The 26,071-nt window shown below is 57.9% G+C and carries 21 protein-coding genes and 7 pseudogenes; 9 read left to right on the top strand and 19 right to left on the bottom strand.

Translation table 11 applies throughout. From position 1 onward, the window contains the following. Positions 1-6 precede the first annotated feature (6 nt). Positions 7-991, top strand: a pseudogene (locus AU14_RS03850) (calcium/sodium antiporter). 38 nt (positions 992-1,029) lie between these two features. On the opposite strand, the gene AU14_RS03845 reads toward AU14_RS03850, so the two are convergent. The 3 genes from AU14_RS03845 to msrA are packed head-to-tail and all read right to left on the bottom strand — an operon-like array spanning position 1,030 to position 2,909. Next, entirely contained in the window at positions 1,030-1,794 is a 765-nt protein-coding gene (locus tag AU14_RS03845) for a lysophospholipid acyltransferase family protein (RefSeq protein WP_041339062.1), read from the bottom strand. A 13-nt stretch (positions 1,795-1,807) separates the two neighbouring features. Then, positions 1,808-2,233 (bottom strand): peptide-methionine (R)-S-oxide reductase MsrB, encoded by a 426-nt coding sequence (gene msrB, locus AU14_RS03840; RefSeq protein ID WP_041339060.1) that lies wholly within the window; start codon positions 2,231-2,233, stop codon positions 1,808-1,810. 10 nt (positions 2,234-2,243) lie between these two features. After that, complete coding sequence (gene msrA, locus AU14_RS03835) at positions 2,244-2,909, bottom strand: peptide-methionine (S)-S-oxide reductase MsrA (RefSeq protein ID WP_041339058.1); 666 nt, start codon at positions 2,907-2,909, stop codon at positions 2,244-2,246. Between the two features lie 219 nt (positions 2,910-3,128). Here msrA and AU14_RS03830 point away from each other — a divergent pair, with 219 nt between their 5' ends. Further along, a complete protein-coding gene (locus tag AU14_RS03830) occupies positions 3,129-4,100 on the top strand; it encodes a metallophosphoesterase (RefSeq protein ID WP_041339056.1) in 972 nt (323 codons plus the stop codon). Between the two features lie 98 nt (positions 4,101-4,198). On the opposite strand, the gene AU14_RS03825 is transcribed toward AU14_RS03830, so the two are convergent. The 11 genes and pseudogenes from AU14_RS03825 to pqqA all read right to left on the bottom strand — a co-directional run bounded on the left by AU14_RS03825 (position 4,199) and on the right by pqqA (position 14,485). Beyond that, positions 4,199-4,600, bottom strand: coding sequence for a CDP-archaeol synthase (locus AU14_RS03825; protein WP_236744361.1), 402 nt, complete (start codon positions 4,598-4,600; stop codon positions 4,199-4,201). Between the two features lie 58 nt (positions 4,601-4,658). Beyond that, positions 4,659-6,034, bottom strand: a pseudogene (locus tag AU14_RS03820) (class II fumarate hydratase). Positions 6,035-6,100: 66 nt separating this feature from the next. Then, positions 6,101-6,382 (bottom strand): hypothetical protein, encoded by a 282-nt coding sequence (locus AU14_RS03815; protein ID WP_041339054.1) that lies wholly within the window; start codon positions 6,380-6,382, stop codon positions 6,101-6,103. A 66-nt stretch (positions 6,383-6,448) separates the two neighbouring features. Further along, positions 6,449-8,195: pseudogene (locus AU14_RS03810) on the bottom strand (NahK/ErcS family hybrid sensor histidine kinase/response regulator). Further along, positions 8,179-9,341: pseudogene (gene ercA, locus AU14_RS03800) on the bottom strand (alcohol dehydrogenase-like regulatory protein ErcA). Before ercA ends, AU14_RS03810 begins: the two co-directional pseudogenes overlap by 17 nt. 57 nt (positions 9,342-9,398) lie before the next feature. Then, positions 9,399-11,297, bottom strand: a complete 1,899-nt coding sequence (locus AU14_RS03795; RefSeq protein ID WP_094191145.1) for an alpha/beta hydrolase family protein — start codon at positions 11,295-11,297, stop codon at positions 9,399-9,401. Continuing rightward, positions 11,263-12,407, bottom strand: a pseudogene (gene pqqE, locus AU14_RS03790) (pyrroloquinoline quinone biosynthesis protein PqqE). Before pqqE ends, AU14_RS03795 begins: the two are co-directional and overlap by 35 nt. Continuing rightward, on the bottom strand, positions 12,404-12,682 hold the full coding sequence (gene pqqD / locus AU14_RS03785) for a pyrroloquinoline quinone biosynthesis peptide chaperone PqqD (protein ID WP_041339050.1): 279 nt from the start codon (positions 12,680-12,682) through the stop codon (positions 12,404-12,406). Before pqqD ends, pqqE begins: the two are co-directional and overlap by 4 nt. Next, entirely contained in the window at positions 12,679-13,434 is a 756-nt protein-coding gene (gene pqqC / locus AU14_RS03780; RefSeq protein ID WP_041339048.1) for a pyrroloquinoline-quinone synthase PqqC, read from the bottom strand. Before pqqC ends, pqqD begins: the two co-directional genes overlap by 4 nt. Next, complete coding sequence (gene pqqB / locus AU14_RS03775) at positions 13,431-14,360, bottom strand: pyrroloquinoline quinone biosynthesis protein PqqB (protein ID WP_041339045.1); 930 nt, start codon at positions 14,358-14,360, stop codon at positions 13,431-13,433. The genes pqqC and pqqB overlap by 4 nt, the downstream gene beginning before the upstream one ends. 53 nt (positions 14,361-14,413) lie before the next feature. Beyond that, the gene (gene pqqA, locus AU14_RS18915) at positions 14,414-14,485 is read right to left on the bottom strand and encodes a pyrroloquinoline quinone precursor peptide PqqA (protein WP_007153157.1); all 72 of its coding nucleotides are present in this window, start codon (positions 14,483-14,485) and stop codon (positions 14,414-14,416) included. 221 nt (positions 14,486-14,706) lie between these two features. Between pqqA and AU14_RS23170 the strand changes: the two genes are divergently transcribed. The 3 genes from AU14_RS23170 to AU14_RS23160 are packed head-to-tail and all read left to right on the top strand — an operon-like array spanning position 14,707 to position 16,831. Then, on the top strand, positions 14,707-15,462 hold the full coding sequence (locus AU14_RS23170) for an FMN-binding protein (RefSeq protein ID WP_330217956.1): 756 nt from the start codon (positions 14,707-14,709) through the stop codon (positions 15,460-15,462). An 8-nt stretch (positions 15,463-15,470) separates the two neighbouring features. After that, complete coding sequence (locus AU14_RS23165) at positions 15,471-15,971, top strand: hypothetical protein (RefSeq protein ID WP_330217955.1); 501 nt, start codon at positions 15,471-15,473, stop codon at positions 15,969-15,971. Continuing rightward, entirely contained in the window at positions 15,941-16,831 is an 891-nt protein-coding gene (locus tag AU14_RS23160; protein WP_330217954.1) for a 4Fe-4S binding protein, read from the top strand. The genes AU14_RS23165 and AU14_RS23160 overlap by 31 nt, the downstream gene beginning before the upstream one ends. Before the next feature lie 101 nt (positions 16,832-16,932). Here the strand turns inward: AU14_RS23160 and exaC are convergent. The 5 genes and pseudogenes from exaC to pedF form a co-directional block, all read right to left on the bottom strand. Next, a pseudogene (gene exaC, locus AU14_RS03765) lies at positions 16,933-18,452 on the bottom strand (acetaldehyde dehydrogenase ExaC). Between the two features lie 216 nt (positions 18,453-18,668). Then, positions 18,669-20,442: pseudogene (locus tag AU14_RS03760) on the bottom strand (PQQ-dependent methanol/ethanol family dehydrogenase). 193 nt (positions 20,443-20,635) lie between these two features. Beyond that, complete coding sequence (locus AU14_RS20505; protein ID WP_236744360.1) at positions 20,636-20,818, bottom strand: hypothetical protein; 183 nt, start codon at positions 20,816-20,818, stop codon at positions 20,636-20,638. Continuing rightward, on the bottom strand, positions 20,776-21,591 hold the full coding sequence (locus AU14_RS03755) for a substrate-binding periplasmic protein (RefSeq protein WP_236744359.1): 816 nt from the start codon (positions 21,589-21,591) through the stop codon (positions 20,776-20,778). Before AU14_RS03755 ends, AU14_RS20505 begins: the two co-directional genes overlap by 43 nt. A 77-nt stretch (positions 21,592-21,668) precedes the next feature. After that, entirely contained in the window at positions 21,669-22,031 is a 363-nt protein-coding gene (gene pedF, locus AU14_RS03750) for a cytochrome c-550 PedF (RefSeq protein WP_407942846.1), read from the bottom strand. Positions 22,032-22,356: 325 nt separating this feature from the next. Here pedF and AU14_RS03745 point away from each other — a divergent pair, with 325 nt between their 5' ends. From AU14_RS03745 to AU14_RS03730, 4 genes are read left to right on the top strand one after another with little or no spacing between them, the layout of a single operon-like run. Next, the gene (locus tag AU14_RS03745) at positions 22,357-23,526 is read left to right on the top strand and encodes an ABC transporter substrate-binding protein (RefSeq protein WP_041339042.1); all 1,170 of its coding nucleotides are present in this window, start codon (positions 22,357-22,359) and stop codon (positions 23,524-23,526) included. Between the two features lie 41 nt (positions 23,527-23,567). Beyond that, positions 23,568-24,542, top strand: coding sequence for a YVTN family beta-propeller repeat protein (locus AU14_RS03740; protein ID WP_041339038.1), 975 nt, complete (start codon positions 23,568-23,570; stop codon positions 24,540-24,542). Beyond that, on the top strand, positions 24,539-25,261 hold the full coding sequence (locus tag AU14_RS03735; RefSeq protein ID WP_041339036.1) for an ATP-binding cassette domain-containing protein: 723 nt from the start codon (positions 24,539-24,541) through the stop codon (positions 25,259-25,261). The genes AU14_RS03740 and AU14_RS03735 overlap by 4 nt, the downstream gene beginning before the upstream one ends. 1 nt (position 25,262) lies before the next feature. Next, positions 25,263-26,069 (top strand): ABC transporter permease, encoded by an 807-nt coding sequence (locus AU14_RS03730; protein WP_041339033.1) that lies wholly within the window; start codon positions 25,263-25,265, stop codon positions 26,067-26,069. Positions 26,070-26,071 lie beyond the last annotated feature (2 nt).

Genomic DNA, 26,071 nt, shown 5'->3' with positions numbered 1-26,071 from the left:
TTTTCTATGCTAATGGCAATGGGCGCAATCGTCGCCGGTTTGATCCTGCTGGTCTGGAGCGCTGACAAGTTTGTCGAAGGCGCCGCGGCGACCGCCAAACATCTGGGCATGCCCACGCTGCTGATCGGGATGGTAATCATCGGCTTTGGCACCTCCGCCCCGGAACTGGCGGTATCCGCCATGGCGGCGGCAGACGGCAACCCGGGGCTGGCCCTGGGTAACGGTTACGGCTCCAACATCACCAACATTGCCCTGATCGTCGGCCTGACCGCCGTCATCGCGCCCATTGCCGTGCATTCCCAGGTCATCCGCAAGGAACTGCCACTGCTGCTGGTTCTGACCCTGATTGCCGGCGCGCAATTGATCGACGGCCAACTGACACGGCTGGACGGCTGGGTTCTGCTGGCGGTGTTTGCCGGTGTGATGGGCTGGTCCATTTACCAGGGCTTTCAGGGCAAGGAAGATCCTTTGGGAGGCGACGCCGACGCCGAGATGATCGCTCACCCAATGCCCCTGAAAACCGCCGTTATCTGGGTGGTAGTGGGCCTGATTCTGCTGGTGGTGAGTTCACGCCTGTTGGTTTGGGGCGCAGTCACCATTGCCCAAACCCTTGGCGTTAGTGACCTGGTGATTGGTCTGACCATCGTGGCGATTGGCACTTCACTGCCGGAACTGGCATCTGCCCTGGCTGCCATCAAAAAGAACGAGCACGACCTCATTCTGGGCAACATCCTGGTTCTGGAATATTTAACACCCTGGCCGTGGTTGGCTTGGCCGCCGTCATCGAGCCCCTGCAAGTCGATCCAGAAGTCCTTTACCGGGACTGGACCTGATGCTGGCGCTGACACTGGGGCTTCTGCTGATGGGCTATTACGGCATCACGGGCAAGCGCAAGCTCATTACCCGGGGCGAGGGTTCCGTGCTCATGCTGGTCTACGTCGCCTACACCGGCTATCTGCTTTCAACCGTCGTCACCGCCTCCGGCGCCTGACCGGTCATCTCTAACCCGAGAACCTCGGCGAGGCCGCATTATTCGGCTTCGCCGTCCCCTAGCAACTCTTCCAGCCTGAGCCGAACCTCGGCCATTACCTCGTCCAGTTCCGCCTTGGTCTTGCCCGCAGTTTCCAGCGGCTGGCCTACACGCACGTCCACCGGTTGCCCCAGATTGATCTGCCAACTCCGGGCCGGCAGCACCTGATGGATGCCGCGAATGGCCACCGGCACGATCACCGCTTCGGTATCCAACGCCAAGTGGAAACAGCCCTTCTTGAACGGCAGCAGCTTTCCATCCGGCGAGCGCGTGCCCTCGGGTGCGGCCCACAACACAATCCCGCTCTCCATCATCGCGCGGGCCCGCTCCAGATCCTTCACCGCCCTCTCGCGATTGGACCGGTCCACCGATGGAAATTCTGCCGCCCTCATGGCCTGGCCCAACAACGGGATCTTGAACAGTTCTTTTTTGGCGAGCATTCGGATGGAGCCCGGCAGCGAGACGAAGCTGGCAGGAATGTCGTAGTGGCTGGCGTGGGTACACATGATGATGTAGCGCCGGCCATCACCGAAATCCGGCACATGACCGCGCACGGTCAGGCTGGCACGAACCAACCTGAGCAGGGCTGCTGACCACTCCCGGCAGTACTGATCGACAATCTGTCGGTGCAGGCGCCCGAACAGGGCGCGCAGCAGAATTAGCAGGGAGTAAAGTGCAGTCAGCCCGACACTACCGAGAACCACACCAACCCGTCGCAGCAGGGTTGCCGACTCGGTCAGTGGGTTCAGTTTCAATCGAATCATCGATGCTGCGCCGTTACTGGTTTTCCTGGAATACCATGGCAACGGAGTTCAGGCAGTAGCGCTTGCCGGTCGGTGGCGGGCCATCCGGGAATACGTGCCCCAGGTGGCTGTCGCAACGCGGGCAGCGGATTTCAGTACGGGCCATGCCCATGCTGGTGTCTTCCAGGTAGCGGATATGCTCGGGATCGAACGGCTGGAAGAAGCTCGGCCAACCGGTACCGGAATCGAATTTCGAGTCCGAGCTGAACAGAGGCAGGTCACACAGGCGGCAGTAATAAGCGCCTGCTTTTTTGTTGTCCAGCAGAGTTCCGCAGAACGGATGCTCAGTGCCGTGGTCGAGCAGCACCTTGCGCTCTTCAGGTGTCAGATCGGCGGCTTTTTCTTCAATTTGCTCTGGTGTCAGCGGTGTCAGGTCATATCCTGCAGCAGAAACGCCCATGTATGCCTCCTCAGGCCGTGTTGTCGTCAGAAGAGCCGGAGCCGTCGTCGGAATATTCCGGTTTCAGGCGATCGCCGTAGTTGTTCACCAGCTTTTCCATCTTCGGTGCGGCTACCGCCATGATGTATGGCTGGTAGGGGTTCCGGGCCGCAAAGTTCTGATGGTAGGCCTCGGCTGGGTAAAACGCCTCGAGCGGCTCCAGTGTCGTTACGATCGGATCGGGGTACACGCCAGCGGCGCCGAGCTGACGAATGTAAGCCTCGGCTACCTGCCGCTGCTCCGGCGTCTCGTAAAAGATGGCGGAACGGTACTGGGTCCCCCGATCGTTGCCCTGGCGGTTAAGCTGGGTCGGATCGTGTGCGACCGAAAAGAATACCTTAAGCAGCTCGCCAAAACTGACTTTTGACGGCGTGTAGTGGATATCCACAACCTCGGCGTGACCAGTGGTACCACTGCAAGTAGCCTCATAAGTGGCAGTTTCGGCGCTGCCGCCGGAATACCCGGACTCCACTTTGGTGACACCGTCCATGGCCTTAAACACCGCCTCCACGCACCAGAAGCAACCTCCGGCCAGCACCAGCCGCGCTTCGTCGGCGGTTTGGGGGAGATCCTGCTCCGGATCAGGAAAACGGCTTCGGGGCACATTCAGCCCGGGGATATCACAGGAATTGACCATGGTGTCCTCAACTCTCGAATTTGGGTGTGGGTAAGGCACGTGTAATGCCCTGAATTGTGGCTGTTACGCTGGCGATTTGCCAACGGCCCAGTGGTTTTTTACGAACATGAACATTGCCGGGTTTTGGTTGCATCCGTGCCGCAGGCAACCATACTGACAAACAGGGTTTGCCACATCGCGATCTGACAATCGCCCGTTCGGCATATCAAGGACAGAGACATGACGGCAAGGGCTCGGACACCGAAAAACCAGGACGAACTTCTGGAGTACCGCCTGAGTCTCCGGCTCGGGCCTGTGCATGCCCGCCAGCGGTTGGGGATCGAGCGGGAATACGAGGCCCAGGTGTTCGGCCAGGGCTCCAGCTTTCATCTGGAAAATGTGACCGCGGCGCCCGGCCTGATCAGTTTCTGCCTGAAACTGGCTGGCCTGTTCCGGCGCGGACAAGCCAACAGCCGCCGACTGGACACCGCGCACAATCGTTTCATCCTGCCAACCTTGCCAGCCGCCTTCGAAGGCTTTCGCATCCTGCACCTGACCGATCTGCACGTCGATATGGACGAAGCCAACCTGCAGGCAGTGCTCAAGAAGATTGAGCCCCTGGAATACGATCTATGCGTGCTAACCGGTGATTATCGCAAGCTTACCTGGGGCCCGGTGGACGGAGCCCTCGACGGCATGTCCCGGTTAAGGGACGCCATTCGCGGCGAAGCCTACGCGGTGCTGGGCAATCACGACAGCATCCGCATGGTGCCGGGCCTCGAAGACATGGGCTACGTGCTACTGATGAACGAGATGCTACCGGTGGAGCACCAGGGCGAGAAAATCTATCTGGCCGGTGTTGATGACGCGCACTATTACAAGGTGCATAACCTGCACCGCGCCGGCGACGACATTCCCATTGACGGCGTCAGCGTGCTGCTCAGCCATACCCCGGAAATCTGGCACGAGGCCGCGCACGCCGGCTACGACGTGTTTTTGTGCGGCCATACCCACGGTGGACAGATCTGCCTGCCCGGCGGTATCCCAGTCACCCTGGATTCAGACTGCCCCCGCCACCTCGGCCGGGGCTATTGGCAGGCCAACGGCATGCAGGGCTATACCTCACCGGGTTCGGGCACCTCGGTGGTCAATGTCAGACTGAACTGCCCGCCGGAGGTGACTATCCACACCCTCACTCGTGGGCCTCAGTAGGCTAAGAACGGGCATCAATCAGTGGGGATGGCGCCGGATTCCCAGGCGGTACAACAGCGGCGACAACAGGATGTTGGACAGAGTGAACAGCACGACGATTAAAGCCGCATTCCACCAGCCGATCGGCAGCCAGAACACCGCCAGCACCATCGGCAACGCCGACTCCGGTACCTGGTCCAGGCCAAGGCCCGGGCGCTTGATGCCATGCCCATGCGGCGCTTGTAAAAACTGCTGAGCAAATCGCCCCACAACGCCAGTGTCCCGAACAACAGCCCGAACATCAGGCCAAGTCCGATCACTGACGAAAACAGGGCGCAGCACGCCACCCCGGAGATCAATCCCCGCCAGGTTTTGCTCGGACCCAGGATCGGGCGACCGTCCGACCACAGCCGCCCGCCATCCACCGGCGTGGCCCACCGCCGCTTCAGAATGCGCGCAACCACCACCGGCATGCCGTTGGCCAGCACCAGCATCACGAACAGCACCAGTGATAGCAGCAAGTACTTCTACTCCCTTTTGTGTCAGGCTCCACGGGCCAGGCCGTGGAGCACATCTCCCTTAGGCCAGGCCGCCGCGGGTCAGTTTTAGCGGATCCAGCAACTGCTCCAGTCGTTTGCGACTCAAACCGCTGCGCTCCTCAGCCACGTCAATCACCGGTCGCCCATCACGATAGGCTTCCTTGGCGATGTCAGCAGCCAGGCTATAGCCGATCTCCGGGTTTAGCGCGGTGACCAGTACCGGATTGCGACCAACCCCCTCATTCAGGGTCTCAGTGTTCACTGTGAAATCTTTGATCGCCTTCTCCGCCAGCAGCTTCGAGGCGTTGCTCAACAACTCCACCATGTCGAGCAGGTTGCCCGCCACCAGCGGCAACATCACGTTGAGCTGGAAATTGCCCGATTGCCCGGCCATCGCCACGGCGCTGTCGAGCCCCATCACCTGGTACCCACCATGGCAACGGACTCGGGGATCACCGGGTTGACCTTGCCGGGCATGATGCTGCTGCCCGGCTGCAGCGCCGGCAGGCTGATTTCAGCCAGGCCATGAATCGGGCCGCTGTTCATCCAGCGCAGATCGTTGGCGATTTTGATCAGCACAATGGCTGCGCCTCGCAACTGGGACGACAACGCCACCGGGCCGTCGATGGCACTCTGACCAACAAACTTATGCTCCATGGCACTGAAGCCATAACCGGTGTTGTGCTGCAGGAACTTGACGAACTGCTCGGCAAACTCCGGCGCCGCGTTAATGCCGGTACCCACGGCAGTGCCGCCCTGGGGCACCGACAGTAATTCATTGGCTGCGTGTTCAACCCGAGTCTGGGATGCCACCAACTGCTCCCGCCAGGTGCGCAGCTCCTGGCCCAGGGTAACCGGCATGGCATCCATCAAGTGGGTGCGACCGGTCTTTACCTGGTTAGAGAACAGCGACTCGCGCTCATAGATGACGCCAGCCAGGTGAGTCAGGGCCGGGATCAGTCGTTCCTTCACCGCCATCACCGCACTGACATGAATGGCCGTGGGTATCACGTCGTTGGAACTCTGGCTCATATTGACGTGATCGTTAGGGTGCACATCCACCACACCTTTCTTGCAAAGCGCAGCGATCACCTCGTTCACGTTCATGTTGGTGCTGGTGCCGGAACCGGTCTGATAACGGTCGATCGGGAACTGATCGTCAACTTCACCGTTTAGTATGCTTTCACAGGCCTCGGCAATGGCGTCGCGGCGGGTGGCGTCCAGCAAGCCCAGGCTGGTATTGGCCTCGGCGGCCGCCCGCTTGATCTGGGCCACCGCGGCGATGAACGTGTGCGGCAGTGGCTGGCCACTGACCGGGAAATTCTCGATGGCGCGCTGGGTCTGGGCGCCCCAAAGCGCCTGTGCCGGTACCTTGATATCACCCAGGCTGTCTGTTTCCGTTCGATACTCGCTCATTTTGCCTCCCGTTCGTCCATTTCCTCGTGCAATCACAAGCGTTTACGGCCGCCGGCCTACTCCGTATCAGTGGGCATTCGATCGCAGCCGCACGTGGTCACAGATGCCAGTAACCTGTTCAAAATTCAAGATCAGGGTGTGTACGGTATTGGTGTAGGTGTCGTGCAGATGGAACTTGAACCGGTGCTGCTTGTCTCCCTGCAGGTAGGCATCGTACTCGCGTACCAGCTCCCGCACATCGCCGCCTTCGTTCTTGCTCCAGGTTGCGTTAAACGGCCCCAGTACGGCGCCACCCGCCAGGCAGATGGTGACTTCGTGGTTGTTCAGTCCGGATTCAGCGTTGCTCATTAGGCGGATCCTCCATTCCTCAGCACTGATGAGGTAAGTGTAGACCCTGCTGCAAAGCCTGAGGGGTCAGACCGGCGGGAATAGCAGACTGGTAAGCAGCGCTCTAAGGCGATTCGGTTTAACCGGCTTATTGAGCATAGGGAGCTTCTGTTCGCGCATCAAACGCCGGGTTTCATCACTCTGGTCAGCGGTAATCACCGCAGCAGGCACCGCGTACCCAAGAGCTTTGCGCAGTAAGGCGACAGCCTCGCAGCCGGTACGATTCTCGTCGAGGTGGAAGTCTGCCAAAACAACCTGTGGCACAGTCCCCCCCGCTATTAACTCAATCGCATCCTCCGCGCTGGTAGCAGCGACCACACGGCAGCCCCAACCACTCAATAGCAAGGCCATACTCTCAAGAACCGCTGAATCGTTATCGATGACCAGGACACATGCATCTGCGAGACTGTCAAAAGCAAACACATGATTACTCCGCGGCGAGTCCTGGACGCTTTGAGTCTCGGACTCCGCGGGCAAGGTCACCACAAAGCGCGACCCTCTTCCCGGGCGAGATGACACGCTAATCTGATAGCCGAGAATCCGAACCATTCGATCGACGATCGCCAACCCGAGACCAACGCCCTGGCGTCCCCCTGAGCCTTTGGGCAATAGCTGATGAAATTCCGTGAAAATTTCCTGGAGTTTACTTTCCTCGATGCCCACACCGGTATCGCAGATCTGAATCTGCAAACTGCCCTGATAACGACGTACTGAGAGGACCACACCGCCGGTCCGGGTGTACCGAAAGGCATTGCTCAATAAGTTGCGGACGATCCGCGTCAACATTCTCGGGTCGGTGCTTACCGTCAGCGGAATCAGACGGGAACGAAATTCCAGGCTGGCATTAGCAGCTACAGCCTCAAATTCCTCCCCCAAGCCCTCCAACAAGGCCTGCAAATCAGTCGGCACCAAGTCCGGCCGCATTGCCTGCTGATCCAGCTTGGAGATATCCAGCAAGTCTGAAAGGAGCTCTTCGGCGCCTTCCAAGGCTCGATGAATCTGATGCACAGTGCGGCTTTGGGCAGTCGGCAACGGTGCGTCCTGCAGAGCAGAAATCATCAGGCGAGCGGCATTCAGGGGCTGCATCAAATCATGGCTGGCAGCGGCCAGATATTTGTCCTTGCTTCGGTTCGCCTCTTTCGCCGCATCAACAGCCAACACTAGCTCCTGCTCCACCCGCTCCCGCTCTTCTATCTGATGGTGGAGGCCGTCGTTGGCGTTCTGCAATGCCTGGGTACGCTCCTCAACCCTGCGCTCCAGATCCTGATTCAACTGTTCCAGTTTCTGCCGGGCCTGGACCCTTTCAGTGATATCTGCCACAAAGGCTCCACCACTTCCGGGCCCAGATCCGGGCGACGCAGCAAGGTTATAGCCACAGGAACCGGCGTAAAATCAGCTCGCTGCAGCGTGGTTTCACGGGCACTCAGGCTGCCCTGGTCCAGCAATTCTTGTCGAATTTGATCGAATTCGGCCGCCTTGCAGAACAACTGTTCCCGCAACCGGATGACTTTCTGACTCAGATGCTCGGGACTGTCGTACCCACAGATGCGGGCCATGGCGGGATTACAAGCGAGAAAGCCACCCCGGAGATTGGCCTGAAAGATGCCATGAAGGCATTCTCGAACAGCCATTTATACCGGTTTCGCTCTTGCTCGAGTTCGTAGATGCGATCCTGCAGCGCGGGATAATAGTTCTTGCGTACAGACTGACTGCCCAGCCCCAGTAGATCGCCAATTCCATAGCCGCTGTCCGGTTGATCAGAGGGCTTCTTCATAGACGACCTGAACATCCCGCAACGAGGATTTTCGCGGATTAGTGAGAATGCAGGGGTCTTGCAGAGCATATCCCGACAGATAGGGAATATCAGAAGTGCTAACACCCAGTTGGGCCAGCCGGGCTTCCAGCCCAACCTGTTTTTTCAGCTCAATGATCCGCGCCATAAGACGTTTCTTGATGTCTCGATGACTCATGCCTCGGGTATCGATATTCATCGCCTCCGCCACTAGCCGGAAACGGTCCTCGGCCGAGCGATAGTTATATGCCACCACATGTTCCAGCAACAGGGCATTGCACAGGCCGTGGGGCAAATCCAAATAACCACCCAAACTGTGCGACATGGCGTGCACCGCACCGAGGATGGCATTGGAGAATGCAACCCGGCCTGCATCGAGGCCAACATGATCTGCTCACGCAGGTAGGCATCGGCCGTGTTACTCACCAGGGGCTCAAGGTTACGGTTGATCAGCCGGATTGCTTCCAGCGCGTGCGTGTCAGTCAATGGCCCGCTACCGGTGGAAACAAATGCCTCGATCGCGTGCACCAGCGCATCAACACCGGTGCAGGCGGTCAGATAAGCATCCATGGTCTCGGTCACTTCGGGATCGATCAGGGATACGTCCGGCACCACGGCTTTGCTGATTATGGAAAATTTGAAGCGGCGATTGGGGTCAGAAATGATGGCAAATTGGGAGACGTCGGCAGAGGTTCCGGCGGTTGTGGGAATGAGGATCAAAGGCGGCGGTGGGTTACTGATGGTGTCCACCCCCTCGAACTCCAGGATATGGCGGCCGTGAGTCGCCACAATGCCAATCCCCTTGGCGCAGTCCATAGGACTACCGCCGCCGATCGCCACGATGACGTCACACTGGCTGGACTTGTAGAGCTCGGCTCCCGTCATCACTTCATCGACTTTCGGGTTTGGTGACACGCCGGTATAAACAGTTGATCGAATTCCCGCATCCGTCAGCAACGTGACAATTTCCCCGACCCAGCCGGCCGCGGCTACACCTGGATCCGATACCAGCAGAACGTGACGGGCGCCGAAGTTGCTCGCGAAGTTAGCCACTGACCGTCGTGACCCGGCACCGAAAACGATTTCAGGTGAGACAAACTTTCGTAAGGCCGAAATGTCGTGACTCATGCAGGCTACGCTCTATCGGTTGTTGTTATAGGAATACCCGACAGTCTAACTCAAGTTTCAAGCCCAATCATTGGGCTTTCCGCTAGGGCGCCGGTAAAAACTGTGCAGCCATTCCAGCATCCTGGCCTGATTACGGCGCCGGCGAAAACCATGACCTTCGTCCTCAAACCAGTGCAGCTCGGGAGGATTGCCCGAGGCGGTCATGGAGTCCACCATCGCCCGGGTCTGGCTTGGCACTACTACCGGGTCCAAACCACCCTGAAAAAAGATGACCGGTACTTTGATCTTACTTGCATGGTACAAAGGCGCGCGGGCATGCCAGCGTTCGGGATTTTCCTCAGGACGCCCTAACAACCAGTCCAGATACCCGGACTCAAAACGGTGGGTCATTTGCTTCAGGCGCTGTGGATCAGTCACTCCGAATAGACTGGCGCCTCCTTTAAAGCAGTTGTCGTCCATTAACGCCATAAGAGCGGTGTATCCACCTGAACTTCGGCCCTGAATATAAAGTCGGCGCTCATCGGCATAGCCCTTGGCAACCAGGTACGCGGCCGCACGCCGCATGTCCTGCACGTCAATATCGCCCCAGCGACCGGCGAGAGCCTGCCGAAATTCTCGTCCAAAGCCGCTGCTACCGCGATAATTCACCTCGGCTACCGCGAAGCCCCGCTGGCACCAGTACTGGATTTGGGCGTTATAGACCGGATATACCGCGGAGGTCGGTCCGCCATGGGCCATCAGGATCAAAGGCGGCGCGTCAGAAGCCGGACCGACCGGTGAGTACACAAAGCCCTGCACGGGAAACTCCACAGAGGCCTGTGGGGGGATGATAAACGTTTCGGGAACAGCAACCTGCCGTCCGGGTAAAGGAGACTCACCGCCGGCTAAAACTCGAGTCTCGCAACTGTAGGGGTCAACTTCGATGATGCTATCCAGCCGGCTGGCCGAGCGAGCGATACAGCACAAACGGCCATGCCGCGCGCAAAGATACCGAAAATCACTGAATTCACTGGCCACCCGAATCTCACCGCCCGTCAGAGTGCTCAGCCACAGCTCGCCGGTGCCCGCCCGGTACTGAACCCGTGCCCAGTGACCGCCCGCCAGAGCGCAGTGATGACGTTCACTGAGTTGCCAGGGCGCATTGGCGTGGTCCAGTTCCGGCGCCGAAAGCTCGTGCCAAATAACATCATGCCCCCGGGCCTGAACCTGCCAGGGCTGCCACCAGCCGGCATGATCAGACAGCACCCAAAGGGCGTCTCCGCTAAACAATGGCTGCTGGATGGAGCCTTCCGCGGGCGGAACGCAGCACCGCAGGTTGCGCACGTTTCCCGCCCGATCAAGCTCCCCAATCCAAAGTTTGCTCTGATGCCAGGGCATGTCGGGTAACTGCCAACTGATCCAGGCGATACGCCAGCCATCCGGCGACAACGCGGGGGCGCCGTAAAAATCCTCACCCTCATGCAGGCATTGCCAATCACCATTGTCACCAACCGCCACCAGTTGTTGCGCGCCACTAGCCTCTCGAACTGCAAGCACCCGGTTTCGGGCAGGATCCGCCGCCAGCCCACCCCACTCACACTCACGCTCATCCACCAATACCGTGGCCACTGCATCGTCCGGATTAACCGAAATCAGTCTCTGTTTGTCGCTGACAACCACCACCCGATCATCCAATGCTGCCAGCGAACCACCGCCGTAACCATTGAGGTGACTGCCCAGCGCCCCTGTTTCCAGAATGCGCCTACAGTCATCGGCTTCAGAGCAATACATGAGCAGCCTGCCATGATGACCAGCCGGCTCTTCCAGCCAGAACAGCCCAGCCTCGGAAGCGACCAGTTCCAAGCGCTGGGCATGGCCGGCGCAAACCTCATAGGCGCTGAGCGAAGGCTCCGAAAATGACTCGGGCAGTATGCGGGCGGTCTCAGCTGCGAAAAAACAGTCGGGAGTTCTTAACATTGCGGTATACCAGATCGTCGAGCCCGGCGGTGGCATGATCCGCTGCCCGCCTCGCCGCGAGAATTCGATCGTGATGAGCGGATTTACTGCACACCGGATCGGCGTTATCGGCGTCGCCGGTGAGCAGATAGGCCTGGCAGCGACAGCCCCCGAAATCCTTGCCTTTTTCATCGCAGGACCGGCAGGGTTCTGGCATCCAGCTGTCGCCCCGGTAATGATTGAAGCCCGGGCTGTCGTACCAGATTTCCTTGAGGCTGGCACTTTGTACCTTCGGAAAATCGATCGGCAGCAGCCGAGCACTGTGACACGGTAATGCCGTGCCATCGGGTGCCACGGTCAAAAACAGGCTGCCCCACCCGTTCATGCAAGCCTTCGGCCGCTCTTCGTAGTAATCCGGGGTAACAAAGATCAGCTTCATTGCAGAGCCACTGGCCTGCAGCCGCTCCCGAGCTTCGTTCACCTCTGCCTCTGCCTGGGTTAACTGGGCAAGGGAAGGCATCAACCCCTCCCGGTTCCTGAATGCCCAGCCGTAGTACTGGCAGGTGGCTAATTCGACATAGTCCGCCCCCAGGCGTTCGCACAGATCGAGAATATCCGGCATCTGGTGAATGTTGTGCCGGTGAATAACGAAGTTCAGCACCATCGGATAGCCGGCCGCTTTTACCGCTTCAGCCATAGCCAATTTCTGCTCAAACGCTGCGGGAGCCTGCCACGGCGTTATTCAGCTCTGGATCAGATGCCTGAAAACTGATTTGGATGTGATCCAGGCCGGCTTCGGCAAAGGCATCGACTTGGCGTCGGTCAGCCCCAGACCCGAAGTGATCAGATTGGTGTAGTAGCCAGGTGCCGGGCCTCCGCGATCAGCTCTGGCAGATCCGATCGTACCAGCGGTTCCCCGCCGGAAAAGCCGAGCTGGGCAGCTCCCATCTCCCGGCCCTGACGCAGGACACTGAACCACTGCTCGGTGCTCAACTCCTGCTCGCTCCGGGCAAAGTCCAGGGGATTGGAACAGTAAGGGCATTGCAACGGGCACCGGTAGGTTAACTCCGCCAGCAACCACAACGGAGGGCCAACCTGAGTACTGGTACCGGTTCCGTTTACGGCGGTCATAGCCATTCAATCCAGTGCCGCTGAACGGCATCTTTCAGGAATTCACGAACATCGGCACCGAGGTCGCTTTCGTCCGGAAACTTCAGTTCAAGCGAGGCCACAATGAGGTCAACGTTCCGTTGCCCATCCACCTTTTCGAGAATGGCGCCCGCACTGTCGTTGAGCTTTACCATACCCTCGGGATAAAGCAGCACATGACAATTCTGGACCGGCTCCCATTGGAACCGGAAGCCCCGGCGCAAACGGGGGATTCTGCTTGCAACGCCTTCGCTCACAGACCGCGATGCCAGACCGCTTGGTCGGTTACGGTGTGGAACGGGGGCGTCTGGTGCAGGTAAGCCATAGTCAGCGCATCCAACATAGACCATAAGATATCCAACTTGAACTGGAGAATTTCGAGGGCCCGGTTCTGCTGAGCCCCGGTAACGAAGAAATCGAGGGTGATGGTCAGGCCGTGTTCCACGTCGCGACGGGCTTCCGAAAGCCGCTTGCGGAAATAGCCATAGCCAGCAGGATCAATCCAGGGATAGTGTTGCGGCCAGCTGGCCAAACGGGACTGGTGGATTTCCGGCGCAAACAGCTCGGTCAGTGACGAACATGCGGCTTCCTGCCAGCTGGCCTGGCGAGCAAAGTTGCGATAGGCATCTACTGCAAACCGTACCCCCGGCAAGACGTGGCGTTCGTCTATCACTTCTTCCCGGGTCAGCCCCACTGCCTCCGCCAAGTTGAGCCAGGCCTCGATGCCACCGGCATCGCCATCGTGGCCGTCATGATCAAGGATCCGCTGCAGCCACAACCGACGCACCGAGGGATCAGGGCAGTTCGCCATGATGGCGGCGTCTTTCTGAGGAATCTGGATCTGGTAGTAGTACCGATTCGCCACCCAGCCGCGGATCTGCTCGGGCGTGCATTGCCCGGAATACATGGCTTTATGGTAAGGGTGGTGTATATGGTAAAACTGGCCCTTGGCGCGCAGGGCCTGCTCAAATTCCGGCCGGCTCAGTGCGGCAATGGTGTCAGCGTTCATAGCGGCCCCGACAAATCGATGTGCATCCCGTCCCAGGCGACCTCAATACCGTGCCGACTCAATTCAGCGCGCTCCGGCGAATCCTCGTCCAGAATCGGATTGGTGTTGTTGATGTGAATCAGGATCTTACGACTGGCCAGCATTGTGCCAAGCACGTCAATCATGCCACCCGCGCCGCTTTGAGCCAGATGCCCCATAGCCTGCCCAGTCTTGGTGCCGACCTCCTGGCGAATCATTTCATCGTCGTGCCAGACGGTACCGTCGACCAACAGAACATCGGCAATACGCATCCAGGCCAACAGGCGCTGATCCGGCTCACCAAGGCCCGGCGCGTAGAGCACCCGGGTGCCTGTGCGAGTGTCCCTCAGGAATAAGCCGATGTTGTCACCCGGATGGGGGTTGTCCCGTCTCGGCGAATAGGGCGGCGCGTTGCTCAACAACGGAATCGCTGTGAGCTCAATCGAAGGCGCACAGGGAATGGTGAACGCCTGTTGCTCCGAGGCTTCAATGGATTGCCAGTTTAGGCCGCCGTTCCAGTGACCGAGCATAGGGAACAAGGGAAAGCCGGAGCTGAGGTCGTCGTGAACCTGTCGGGTGCACCAGACATCGAGCGGCAGACCCTCGCGTAACGACAGCAAGCCGGTGGTGTGGTCAACCTGGCTGTCCATCAGAACAATGGCGTTGATGCCGGTATCCCTGAGAGCGCGACCTGGCTGCATGGCTGGAAAAGCCGCCAGCTGGGCACGAATATCCGGTGAGGCGTTGATGAGAATCCAGTGCTCACCATCCTCACTGATGGCAATAGAGGACTGGGTGCGGGCCTGCGCGTTCAGGGTACCGTTTCGGAACCCGGCGCAGTTGCGACAATTACAGTTCCACTGGGGGAACCCTCCGCCTGCGGCGGAACCAAGCACTCGAATCTGCATGGGAAGTATCCACTGAGAGAAGCACCGGCGCAATTGCGCCGGCCGGTTCTCACTCAGCGGTTGGCGAAGTACATAGTGACTTCAAAACCGATCCGCAGGTCTTCGTAAGCGGGTTTAGTCCACATAATGCTCACCTCTTGTCATGATTGTTAGCGCATTGCGTGTGATCACCGGAATGACCGACTACACGCTTTCAATGTAGCGACAGAGGCTTTAGGCCAACATGGTACTTTAGAACCGTTTTACTACCCCACAAAGTAGCACCGTCCTGGCTCTGAGGTCGCATTGAGACCTGACACCCGCCCCGTAGCATGGAACAAGCAAAATAATAACTTCCAGGAGTTCCATGATGGTCAGGCGACTCGCACCCTTGCTGTTCCTTCTTTTACTGTTTCCGGGGCTGTCCGGGGCTGAACTTACCGATAGCCGACGCGACCTGATTCGCTCCCTGTTTCCCTCTGCTACTACCATTGAAGAGAAACTGTCCGATGTCCCCGTCTATCCGGTCTATCAATTGCAGGAGCTGCTGGGCTACGCCTACGAGTCCACCGATCTGAGTCGGCTTCAGGGGTTCGCCGGCAAACCTATCCGGATGATGATCGGACTGGACACCCAGGGTCGATTTACCGGAGTCGAAGTGCTGCATCATCACGAACCGGTCTTTCTCCACGGGCTCGGGGAAGAGCCCCTGTTTGAGTTTGTCGACCAGTATGAAGGTCGCTCCCTGCGGGAGCAGATCGTGGTGCAATCGTCATACGCCGGCAAGCAAGGTAAAACCTCGGACGGCGACGTGGTGTACTTCGACGGCGTCAGCAAGGCCACGGTATCCGTGCTCATCATCAACGACACCGTGCTGTCTTCTGCCCTTAAGGTCGCCCGCCAGAAGCTGGAAGCTTTTGCCCAGACTACCCCAACCCGGGCCAGGCCCGACTTCTTTGAACCCCTGGGATGGCAAGCGCTAATCGATCGGGGTTTTATTGGCCACGCACGTATCAGCGCAGACGACGTTGAACAGCAATTGGGCCGGCCGCTGTCCGACTATCCCGTCAACATGGAACCAACCTCGGTGCTGCCTTCTCCGAGTTATTCTTCGCCTATATGAATTCCCCCATGGTCGGACGCAACCTTCTGGGCAACGAGGGCTACGAGCGGCTCATGAGCCGCCTCGGCAGCAATGACCAGGTTCTTCTGGTGGCGTCCCACGGCGTCCATCCGCACGTTGGTGGTGATTTCACCCCGGGCAGTTCTCCGGATCGGATTGGACTGACCCAAAACAATCTTTCGGTGGAGATGCGGGATCTGAACTGGCTGGATCAGAACCTGGCACTCCAAGCCGAGGGGTTGCCCCAGTTTGATGCCGTTAACCTGTTCCGGGTTGGCGGCAATGCCGGGTTCAACCCTGGGGCGGAAGCCAGCCTGAAGTTGCATGTCGAGCTGGCCCGAAACCATCTGGTGTCGGATTCCGCCAGCTTCAAACTGCCCGTGCAATTTTCCGGCGACCTGTTCGAAACCGTAGAAATCGCTGAGACACCGGAATCCAGTCGGCAGCCGGTATGGATGGGACTCTGGCAGGAGCGCTGGTGCAGATTGCACTTCTGGTCACCAGTCTGATCGTGTTGACCGTTTTTTTCGCAAGACAGAAAACGCTCAGCCGGCACCCTGAACTGGTGCGCCGATTTCGCTGGGGCTTTCTGCTGTTCACGGTTTTCTTTATTGGGTTTTACGCCCAGGGCCAGCTATCGGTGGTGAATATCTACACCTTGCTGCTTGCCCTTTGGGACGGTTTCACTCTGGACGTTTTCCTGCTCGACCCGGTCCTTTTCATTCTCTGGACCTATACCTTCGTTACGTTGTTCGTCTGGGGCCGAGGCTTGTTTTGCGGTTGGCTTTGCCCATTCGGTGCATTGCAAGAAATGGCCGCGTGGTTGGGTCAGAAACTTCGTTTCCGCCAGATTCGCGTGCCGGAACGGTGGCACCGGCGCCTGATTTTAATCAAGTACCCTATCCTTCTGGGATTGGTGGGCACGGCGTTCATCTCGCTGACCCTGGCCGAACAGCTGGCGGAGGTAGAACCGTTCAAAACCAGTATCACGTTGGTTTTCTGGCGGTACTGGCCATTTGTCGCCTATGCCCTTGGCCTGCTGATGATCGGCATGTTTATACACAAATTTTATTGTCGCTACCTGTGCCCGCTCGGCGCTGGCCTGGCTGTGCTGGGCCGATTCCGGCTGTTCAGTTGGTTAGACCGAATCGACCGCTGTGGTTCGCCGTGCCAGCACTGCAAAAACGAATGCGGCATCAATGCCATTCGCAAAGATGGCCAGATAGACTACGACGAGTGCATTCAGTGCCTCGAGTGTGTGGTAATCCTTCGCGACGAGACTCAATGCGTAGACAGCATCGTTAGAGGGAAACAACAGCTCAGGCAACAGCAACAAGCCCAGATCCTGGCCACGGATGCTTCTGCCTGAGGCACAAAAAAGGCCCCGGGGAGGGGCCAAAAGAGGTCGGAGACTGAGTGATTGGAGACCAGCCGCAGGCCAACCCTGGCCCGCAGCTTACAGCTTGCTGGTTAGAAAAAACCCAGCGGGTTGGTGTCATAGCTGACCAGAAGGTTCTTGGTCTGCTGGTAGTGCTCAAGTGCCATCTTGTGAGTTTCACGGCCCACACCGGACTTCTTGTAGCCACCAAAGGCCGCATGCGCGGGGTAAGCGTGGTAGCAGTTCATCCACACCCGACCGGCCTGAATAGCTCGGCCCATGCGATAAGCCAGGTTGGTATCGCGGGTCCAGACACCGGCACCTAAACCAAACTCGGTGTCGTTGGCGATGGCCAGAGCTTCTTCTTCGGTCTTGAAGGTGGTTACACCAACCACCGGCCCGAAGATTTCCTCCTGGAATACCCGCATCTTGTTGTCGCCCTTGAACAGCGTTGGCTGGATATAGAAGCCGTCGTTGAACTCAACGCCCAAGTCTTCCCTGCCACCGCCGGTCAGCAACTCCGCGCCTTCCTGCTTGCCTATTTCCAAATAAGACAGAATCTTGTCGAACTGTTCTTTGGATGCCTGAGCACCAACCTGCACGTCGGTATCGAGCGGGTTGCCACGCTTAATAGCCTTGGTGCGTTCAACCACTTTCTGCATGAACGCCTCGTACATGTCTTCCTGAACCAGCGCTCGAGACGGGCAGGTGCAAACTTCGCCCTGGTTGAAGAAAGCCAGCACCAGCCCCTCGACACACTTGTCGACGAACTCCGGCTCAGCCTGCATGACGTCAGAGAAGTAGATGTTCGGGGATTTACCACCCAGCTCAACGGTGGACGGAATGATGTTTTCCGCCGCGCATTTCAGAATGTGCGAGCCGACTGGCGTGGAGCCGGTAAAAGCAATCTTGCAATACGCTTACTCGTGGCCAGTGCCTGACCCGCCTCGATACCGTAGCCATTCACGATATTGAGCACACCCGGTGGCAGCAGGTCACCGATGACCTCCATCAGCAACAAAATGCTGGCCGGTGTTTGTTCGGCCGGCTTGAGCACGGTGCAATTGCCGGCGGCTAGACATGGCCCAAGCTTCCAGGCTGCCATCAGCAACGGGAAGTTCCAGGGAATGATCTGCCCCACCACACCCAGCGGCTCGTGGAAATGGTAGGCCACGGTATTGTGATCAATCTCCCCCATGTGACCTTCCTGTGCGCGGAGGCATCCGGCGAAATACCGGAAGTGGTCCGCGGCAAGCGGGATGTCAGCGTTTAAGGTTTCACGCACCGCCTTGCCGTTGTCCCAGGTTTCCGCAACTGCCAGCATTTCCAGGTTGGCTTCGATGCGATCGGCAATCTTCAGCAGGATATTCGAACGCTCAGTGGGTGATGTCTTGCCCCAGGCCGGCGCAGCCTTGTGGGCGGCATCGAGTGCCAGTTCAATATCTTCGGCAGTCGAGCGAGGAATCTCGCAGATCACGTCGCCGGTAACCGGTGTGATGTTTTCAAAATACTGGCCCTTGGTGGGCTCGACCCATTCGCCACCAATGTAATTCTGGTAGCGGGATTTGAATGAAACGACAGAGCCTTCCTGTCCGGGTTGTGCGTAGATCATGCATCGACCTCTTGTTGTGTTTGTCGCAGGACAACGCGGAATTTCGCGTGTACCCATCCAATGTAGTTGCCGATGCCGGGTGGGTGAATGATTCAATAGGGGCGAAAAACTCATTCCTTGGTAGTAGAAACCTCAGCCGCGGTTCCAGGCACGCGGCGTCAGGACCTCAAAAAAAAGGCTGCCCGAAGGCAGCCAAAAGCACTCAACTTGCTCAGCTTACTTTGACGCCACACGATCCTTCGGTAGCTTGAAGGTCCAGACCATACCGCCCTGGTTGAAGTCCTTCACCACCTTGGCAACTTCGCCACCCCAGAGCGGAACCGCACCGCCCCAGCCGGAAGAAACAGAGACGTACTGTTCTCCATCCATAGTCCAGGTAACAGGGGTACCCACCACACCGGAACCGGTATTGAAGCGATACAGCTCTTCACCAGTTTTGGCGTCGAAAGCCTTGAGGAAGCCTTCCGGCGTACCGGTGAACACAAGGTTGCCAGCCGTGGTCATCACGCCACCCCACAGAGGGGCAGGATTCTCATAGCGCCAGACTTCCTCACCGGTTTTCGGGTCCATGGCCCGAAGCACACCAATATACTCGTCATTGGCCGGCTTGATGGTAAATCCGGCGCCCAGGAAAGCCGCGCCCTTTTTATAGGAGACCGGCTCATTCCAGATGTCCATGGACCACTCGTTCGAGGGCACATAAAACAGGCCGGTGTCCTGGCTGAAAGCATGGGCATCCAGTTCTTGCCCCCCAGGAAAGCGGGCTGCGCCAGAACCGTCTCGCCTTTGCTACCTTCCATGTCAGCAGGATTACCAGGACGACCACCCTCAGCATAGATCGGACGACCGGTTTCCGGATCCAGACCTTCAGCCAGGTGATCTTGTCCACAAACGGGAAGCCACGAATGAAATCGCCATTCTCACGATTCAGCACGTAGAAGAACCCGTTGCGGTCTGCCGTCGCAGCCGCTTTGACGGTTTTGCCGCTCTCTTCATAGTCAAAGGAGATTAGCTCGTTAACGCCGTCATAATCCCAACCATCGTTGGGAGTGGTCTGGAAATGCCACTTGATGCTGCCGTCGTCCGGATCGATCGCCAGACGGCTTGAGGAGAACAGGTTGTCGCCGGGACGCAAATGCGAGTTCCAGGGTGCCGGGTTACCGGTGCCGAAGAACAAAGAGTCAGTATCAGGATCATAAGTGCCGCCCAGCCAGGTCGCTGCGCCACCATTCTTCCACATCTCACCGGGCCAGGTAACACCAGCCTTGCCGCCAGATATACCGTTCTCGATCTTCTTGCCGTCTTTGTAGACATAGCCCATATGGCCTTCTACCGTCGGGCGGGTCCAGACGAGATCACCGGTGTTGGCGTCGTAGGCTTCAACCTTGCCGACAATACCGAATTCACCACCGGAAACACCGGTGATGATCTTGCCCTTGATAACCATGGGTGCGGCAGTGATGGCGTAGCCGGCCTGGTAATCAGCAACCTTCTTGATCCACATCGGCTTACCGGTGTCCTTGTTCAGAGCGACCAGCTTGGCATCCAGGGTGCCGAAAATAACCTTGTCGCCATATATGGCAGCGCCTCGGTTAACCACGTCGCAACAGGGCATGATGCCATCCGGCAGGCGGGCATCGTACTGCCAGATTTCTTCGCCAGTTCTGACATCAATAGCATAGATTCGGGAATAGGAAGCGGTCACGTACATGACGCCGTCCTTGATCAGCGGCTGGGATTCCTGGCCACGCATTTTTTCGCTGCCAAAGGAGAAAGCCCAGACTGGCTGTAGATACTGGACGTTGTCAGTATTCAGATCTTCCAGGATGCTGTAGCGCTGTCCCTGAGTACCCATACCGTAGCTGACAATATCTTCAGGGGTCTTATGATCGTTGATGATGTCTTGGTCGGTTACCGCATGGGCTCCGCAGGAAACAGCCATGGCCAGCGCACTGGCCGCAATGCGAATCCCGAACTTGTTGGTTCTCATGATTGCGCTCTCCAAGTCTCTTGTTTTCGGTTATCTTGCGTTCGAGTCAGGACGAACCGGGAACTTTTCCCGCCTCTGATACGATTCTTCGCTTTGTGGAAAAAGCCAACAATTGCCCCCCGGAACAGGTTTTCTCATCACTTGGTAGTACGACTACCCCAGACTTTCCGGCCGAGGCGTATTGTCAGAAGGATCAGAGCTCCCCTTCGGCCTTGGCGATAGCCTGTTCACCCAAAAAATCCCTGTAATAGCCCGGCACGCTGTATTGAATATTGTTTCTGGCCATCAGCTCGTTCATTTGCCCGGTTTTCACCAACCGGTCGACGATGGCCTCTAGGGCATAACCCAGTTGGCGATGGGTGTGTTTGATCGCCATACCGACGTCCCAGACTTGCTTACCAATACCCGGAAAGCCATTATCGGCGGCCTTGAACCATCGTTCTCAGGCCTGGCCAGTTCGTGATCGATCTCCGACCGCATGCCCATGACGGCACTGACCTCGCCATTGCGCATTGCCTTGAATGCGTCCGCCACATTGGTGTAGTGACGCACCTGCTCACGCATGCGTCCGCCGAATGCGGAAGTCAGGTAAAAATCAGGAAGCGTGTCTATCTCTACGCCGATCCGGTTGTATTGGAAGACCGCAACAGTTTCGACGGAGTCGAGCTCTTCAGGGTTATAGGCGATCTGCCAGGTTTCCTGCTGATAGGGGCCGAACAGCACCACCTGCTCGTTGATGTACTCGCCGGTGGAATCCTGCATATAGGCGTATGTCTTATCGTAGGGCACCCGCAGCATGACATCCGCGAGACGCTGTTTGGCCAGGTAGTGCCCTTTCCAGACGTTATTGCGCAGATCGTCCCCCAGGTTTTCATCCGGGATTATCCAGTGAACTTTGAACTCAACGCCCATTTCCTTGGCAATCCGACGCCCGAGCTCAATGTCGATGCCCCTGGGTTCACCATCAAGCTCATAGGAATAGGGCGGGAAATCCTCGTAGACGCCGACCTTCAAATAGCCGGAATCCAGAATGATGTCGTAGGTGCGCTCCGCAGGCCGGTTAAGAAGTTCATTTCCATCGTTAACCTCCGTGGCCAGGGCAAACTCGGCGAGAAGCAACAGGGCGAGAATTGGAGACAGTATTTTCATTGTTTTCTCCCAACGACGAAGGGCCGGCAAATGGCCGACCCAGATTCAAGCATTCTTGTTGATGCGGACCTCGATGATCACTCCGGCTTGGCCAGAGATTCCACATAGGTGCGAATCGCCCACATGGCGTTCTGGTCCATGCTCTTCTTCCAGGAAGGCATGCCACGGTCCGTGCCGTTCATCACCCGGCCAATGTAATACTCATCATCCCATTCGGTCAGTTCCCGAAGATCGGGTGTGAGGCCGCCGGACATTGCCCGGATTCCATGGCAGGCGGCGCAATTGCCGGCGTAGGCGCTCTCCCCGATTTTTGCAGCCTGAGCGTTGAACTCGCCGAATTCATTGCCCTCACGGAACGGATTCTCGCTGCGCACCTCATCGCCCAGCTCCGGCAGATTGCCCGTATCCACGTCCTGTGGTGTGACATTGCCGTGTGCAATAGCGAAACCCGCCAGGCCAAGCGCGGCGGCAGCACGATTGCTTTGAGTGAAAAGGACATTGCCATTGGTCTTACCTCTATTATTGGATTCCCCGTAGTTGGCTATTGGATTTGTCAGTTGCCAACGTGCCGATCTCCAGTCTAGGAATCTCCTTGTCCAATCCGTATGCCACTTTGGGGGTTTTGGCTTAGTTCCTTGGTAGTAGAGTTTTGGTCTCTGAACGGAAACTTCATCCTTTGGTACTGCCTGATTCCTACTTTCTGAATATTTCCGGGCGCCCCCCCCTTCCATAAGCTGTAAAGACAAAAACAAACCGGAGAACCCCATGTCTTTTCTGTCCCGGGCAGCGGCTACTTCACTGATCACACTGGCAGCGGCAACACCGCTACAAGCGGAATCCCTGAAAGTGCGGATTGGTTACCTGCAGTGGGTTCCGGATCGGGGCCCGGTGCTCTCCAATGTCATTCCTGAGCCGGAAGACGCCGGTCTACGGGGCGCCGAATTGGGCATCAACGACAACAGCACCACCGGCAAATTCCTCGGGCAAACCTATTCGATTCAGAGCGAAGTGGCCGATTCGGAAGCAGCTGCTGTGGCAGCATTCGAGGCCATGCGCCAGGACGGACTGGAACTGTTTGTGGTGAATGCGCCCTCCTCGACACTGACAACCCTCACCGAGAAGGCCGGAGACGAGCTTATCTTCAATGCAGGGGCAAAAGACGATGCACTGCGCACTGGCCGATGCCACGTCAATCTCCTGCACACTATGCCCAGTTATTCCATGCTCACCGATGCCCTCGGTCAATGGCTGAATCAGCGGCGTTGGGACGAGGTTTTCCTGATCACCGGGCCTACCGAAGCCGACAAGGGCTGGGCCGATGCCTTCCGGCGTTCCGCAAAGCGGTTCGGGCTGGAAATCGTTGAGGACAAACCCTGGATCTTTGATGCCGACCTGCGTCGCACCGCCTCCAAGGAGTTGCCCCTGTTTACCCAGGCCAGCGATTACGACGCCGTGGTTGTCGCTGATGTGCGTGGAGATTTTGGCGAATACGTACCGTTCAACACCTGGCTGCCTCGGCCTGTGGTGGGCACCCAGGGCATGTCGCCAGTGACCTGGCACCGTGTGGTGGAAAGCTGGGGCGCCGCCCAGCTGCAAAACCGTTTCCGTGACCTTGCCGGGCGGGATATGAACAGTGAAGACTACGCGGCCTGGGCGGCCATTCGCTCAGTAGGCACGTCGGTGACCGATCTGAATTCGGCAAGCCCCACTGACATCCGGGCTTTCCTGTTCAGCGACAAATTCCAGCTGGCCGCCTTCAAGGGCCGAAAGCTTACCTTTCGGAGCTGGAATGGACAGCTGAGACAGCCCATCCCCTTAATTCACCCCAGAGGCCTGGTGGCACGCGCACCGTTCGAGGGCTTTCTCCACCCCAACACAGAAATGGACACCCTTGGCTTTGACAGGCCTGAAAGCGAGTGTCGGATAAACGGCTGAACCAGATAGCCCCATTGATGAAAACAAGAAGGAGCCTCACCATGAAATCCCTGTTCAAACAAACGGCCCTGGCCGCCATGATTGCCCTGTCGACGCCGGCCCTGGCCAGCGTGGCCTACGTGTCCAACGAAAAGGACAACACTCTGTCGGTTATCGATACCGAAACCCGGGAGGTTATTGAAACCATCGATGTTGGCCAGCGCCCTCGTGGCATCCTGCTGTCCAAGGACCATACCAAGCTGTATATCTGCGCCAGTGACGACGACACCGTGCAGGTTCTGGATCTGGCAACTCGGAAGATCATCGACACCCTGCCCTCGGGTGAAGACCCGGAGCAGTTCGCCCTTCACCCCAACAACAAACACCTTTACATCGCCAACGAAGACGACGCCATCGTGACCGTAGTTGATGTAGACACCAAGGACGTGCTGGCCCAGATTGACGTAGGCATCGAGCCCGAGGGTATGGCGGTCAGCCCCGATGGCAAATGGGCGGTAAATACCTCCGAAACCACCAGCATGCTGCACTGGATCAACACCGAGACCTTCGAGATCGAAAAGAACATTGTGGTCGGCCAGCGCCCACGCCATGTGGAGTTCAGCGAAGACAGCAAGATTGCCTGGGCCTCGGCCGAAATCGGCGGCACTGTTCACATCATCGACGTGGACAATCTGGAGCAGATCCACGAGATGTCCTTCAAGGTCCCCGGCGTAAATCAGGATCGGGTCCAGCCGGTGGGCATTGAACTGACTTCCGATGGCAGATACGCCTTCGTGGCTCTCGGCCCCTCCAATCACGTGGCCGTAGTCGACGCCCAGAGTTATGAGGTACTGGACTATCTGCTGGTCGGCGCCCGAGTCTGGCAGCTAGATCTCGACAAGGACGAAAAACACCTCTACACCACCAATGGGGTCTCCGGCGATGTCTCGGTGATCGATGTGGACGAGCTGAAAGTACTCAAATCGATCAAGGTAGGCCGCTACCCCTGGGGTGTGGTTATTGATCCGACGTCATGACCATCGAAGCGAGTAACCTTAGCTTTCGCTATGGCGAAAAGCCGGTGCTTCGGGAGGTCAGCTTTAGGCTGACCTCCGGCCGCTTTCACGCACTGCTCGGGCCCAACGGCGCCGGCAAATCCACTTTATTTGGTTTGCTTACGCGCCTGTTGGCCTTGCAGCAGGGCGATATTCTGCTGACCGGACAGTCACTCAAAAAACAGCCCGCTGAGGCCATGCGGCAGATTGGCGTAGTATTCCAGCAAAATGCCCTCGATCTGGACCTGACTGTACGCCAGAACCTTCAATACCATGCAGCGCTGCACGGGTTATCCCGCAAGGAGGCCAGGATTCGGGGTGACCGGGAACTAGAACGCTTCAACCTGCTCGATCGCGCCAACGATGCGGTCCGCCACCTTAACGGCGGCCACCGCCGGCGGGTGGAAATTGCCCGCGCTCTGCTTCACGAGCCCTCACTGCTGTTGCTCGACGAACCAACCGTGGGTCTGGACGTTGCAAGCCGCAAGGCGCTCAACGAGCACGTACGAACCTTGTGCGAAGAAGAAGGCCTGACCGCCTTATGGGCCACGCACCTGATCGAAGAGGTCTGTGGAGACGACCGGATTCTGGTCCTGCACCGGGGCCAATTACTGGCCGAGGACAACGGCCACGCCATCTGCGAAGCCGAAGGCCATCAGGATATGACTGAAACCTTCCACTCTCTGACTGGAGCCGGCTGATATGAACGCAGCGCACTACTGGCACTGTTTTGTCGGCATCCAGACCCGTGAATGGCTGAGGTTCTGGCAGCAGCGCACCCGCTTTGCCAGTGCCCTGGTGCGGCCGCTGCTATGGCTGGTGGTGTTCGCCGCCGGTTTCCGGGCCGTGCTGGGAATTTCCATCATTCCCCCTTACGACACTTACATTACCTACGAGACCTACATTGCCCCCGGACTGTGCGGCATGATCATCCTGTTCAACAGCATGCAGGGCGCCTTGTCCATGGTGTACGACCGAGAGCTGGGCAGTATGCGGGTGCTGCTAATGAGCCCCCTGCCCCGGCCTTTCCTGCTAGTGACCAAATTACTGGCCATGGGAGTGGTGTCCATCGGCCAGGTGTATGTGTTTCTGCTGCTGGCATTGATGGTGGATGTGGAGCCACCGCTCTGGGGTTACCTGGCAGTGTTGCCAGCATTGATTCTTACCAGCATCATGCTGGGCGCTTTGGGATTGCTCATTGCCACCTGGATCAAACAACTGGAGAACTTCGCCGGGGTGATGAACTTCGTTATCTTTCCGATGTTCTTCATGTCCTCGGCGCTGTATCCGCTCTGGCGGATGAACGAAGCCAGCCCCTGGCTGTACTGGATCTGTCAGTTCAATCCTTTCACCCATGCGGTAGAGGCGATTCGGTTCTCACTGTATCTGGAGTGGAATCCGATAGCGTATGGGATCACTGCGGGTGTAACTTTAGTTCTGGCGCTTCTGGCCACCGCCGGCTTCCGACCACAACAGACCAAAATCCTCGGTACTTCCAAGCCCGCTTGATC

The organism is Marinobacter similis (assembly GCF_000830985.1).
Lineage (GTDB): Bacteria > Pseudomonadota > Gammaproteobacteria > Pseudomonadales > Oleiphilaceae > Marinobacter > Marinobacter similis.
The sequence above is the reverse complement of the archived record's forward strand: the minus strand, read 5'-3'. Positions and strand labels throughout refer to the sequence as shown.

Bases quoted from the DNA above. Each gene is read 5' to 3' on its own strand.
- AU14_RS03845 (WP_041339062.1), bottom strand. From the start codon at position 1,794: ATGATTCGATTGAAACTGAACCCACTGACCGAGTCGGCAACCCTGCTG.
- msrB (WP_041339060.1), bottom strand. From the start codon at position 2,233: ATGGGCGTTTCTGCTGCAGGATATGACCTGACACCGCTGACACCAGAG.
- msrA (WP_041339058.1), bottom strand. From the start codon at position 2,909: ATGGTCAATTCCTGTGATATCCCCGGGCTGAATGTGCCCCGAAGCCGT.
- AU14_RS03830 (WP_041339056.1), top strand. From the start codon at position 3,129: ATGACGGCAAGGGCTCGGACACCGAAAAACCAGGACGAACTTCTGGAG.
- AU14_RS03815 (WP_041339054.1), bottom strand. From the start codon at position 6,382: ATGAGCAACGCTGAATCCGGACTGAACAACCACGAAGTCACCATCTGC.
- AU14_RS03795 (WP_094191145.1), bottom strand. From the start codon at position 11,297: ATGTTAAGAACTCCCGACTGTTTTTTCGCAGCTGAGACCGCCCGCATA.
- pqqC (WP_041339048.1), bottom strand. From the start codon at position 13,434: ATGAACGCTGACACCATTGCCGCACTGAGCCGGCCGGAATTTGAGCAG.
- pqqB (WP_041339045.1), bottom strand. From the start codon at position 14,360: ATGCAGATTCGAGTGCTTGGTTCCGCCGCAGGCGGAGGGTTCCCCCAG.
- AU14_RS23170 (WP_330217956.1), top strand. From the start codon at position 14,707: ATGATGGTCAGGCGACTCGCACCCTTGCTGTTCCTTCTTTTACTGTTT.
- AU14_RS23165 (WP_330217955.1), top strand. From the start codon at position 15,471: ATGGTCGGACGCAACCTTCTGGGCAACGAGGGCTACGAGCGGCTCATG.
- AU14_RS20505 (WP_236744360.1), bottom strand. From the start codon at position 20,818: ATGGCGATCAAACACACCCATCGCCAACTGGGTTATGCCCTAGAGGCC.
- AU14_RS03755 (WP_236744359.1), bottom strand. From the start codon at position 21,591: ATGAAAATACTGTCTCCAATTCTCGCCCTGTTGCTTCTCGCCGAGTTT.
- AU14_RS03745 (WP_041339042.1), top strand. From the start codon at position 22,357: ATGTCTTTTCTGTCCCGGGCAGCGGCTACTTCACTGATCACACTGGCA.
- AU14_RS03740 (WP_041339038.1), top strand. From the start codon at position 23,568: ATGAAATCCCTGTTCAAACAAACGGCCCTGGCCGCCATGATTGCCCTG.
- AU14_RS03735 (WP_041339036.1), top strand. From the start codon at position 24,539: ATGACCATCGAAGCGAGTAACCTTAGCTTTCGCTATGGCGAAAAGCCG.
- AU14_RS03730 (WP_041339033.1), top strand. From the start codon at position 25,263: ATGAACGCAGCGCACTACTGGCACTGTTTTGTCGGCATCCAGACCCGT.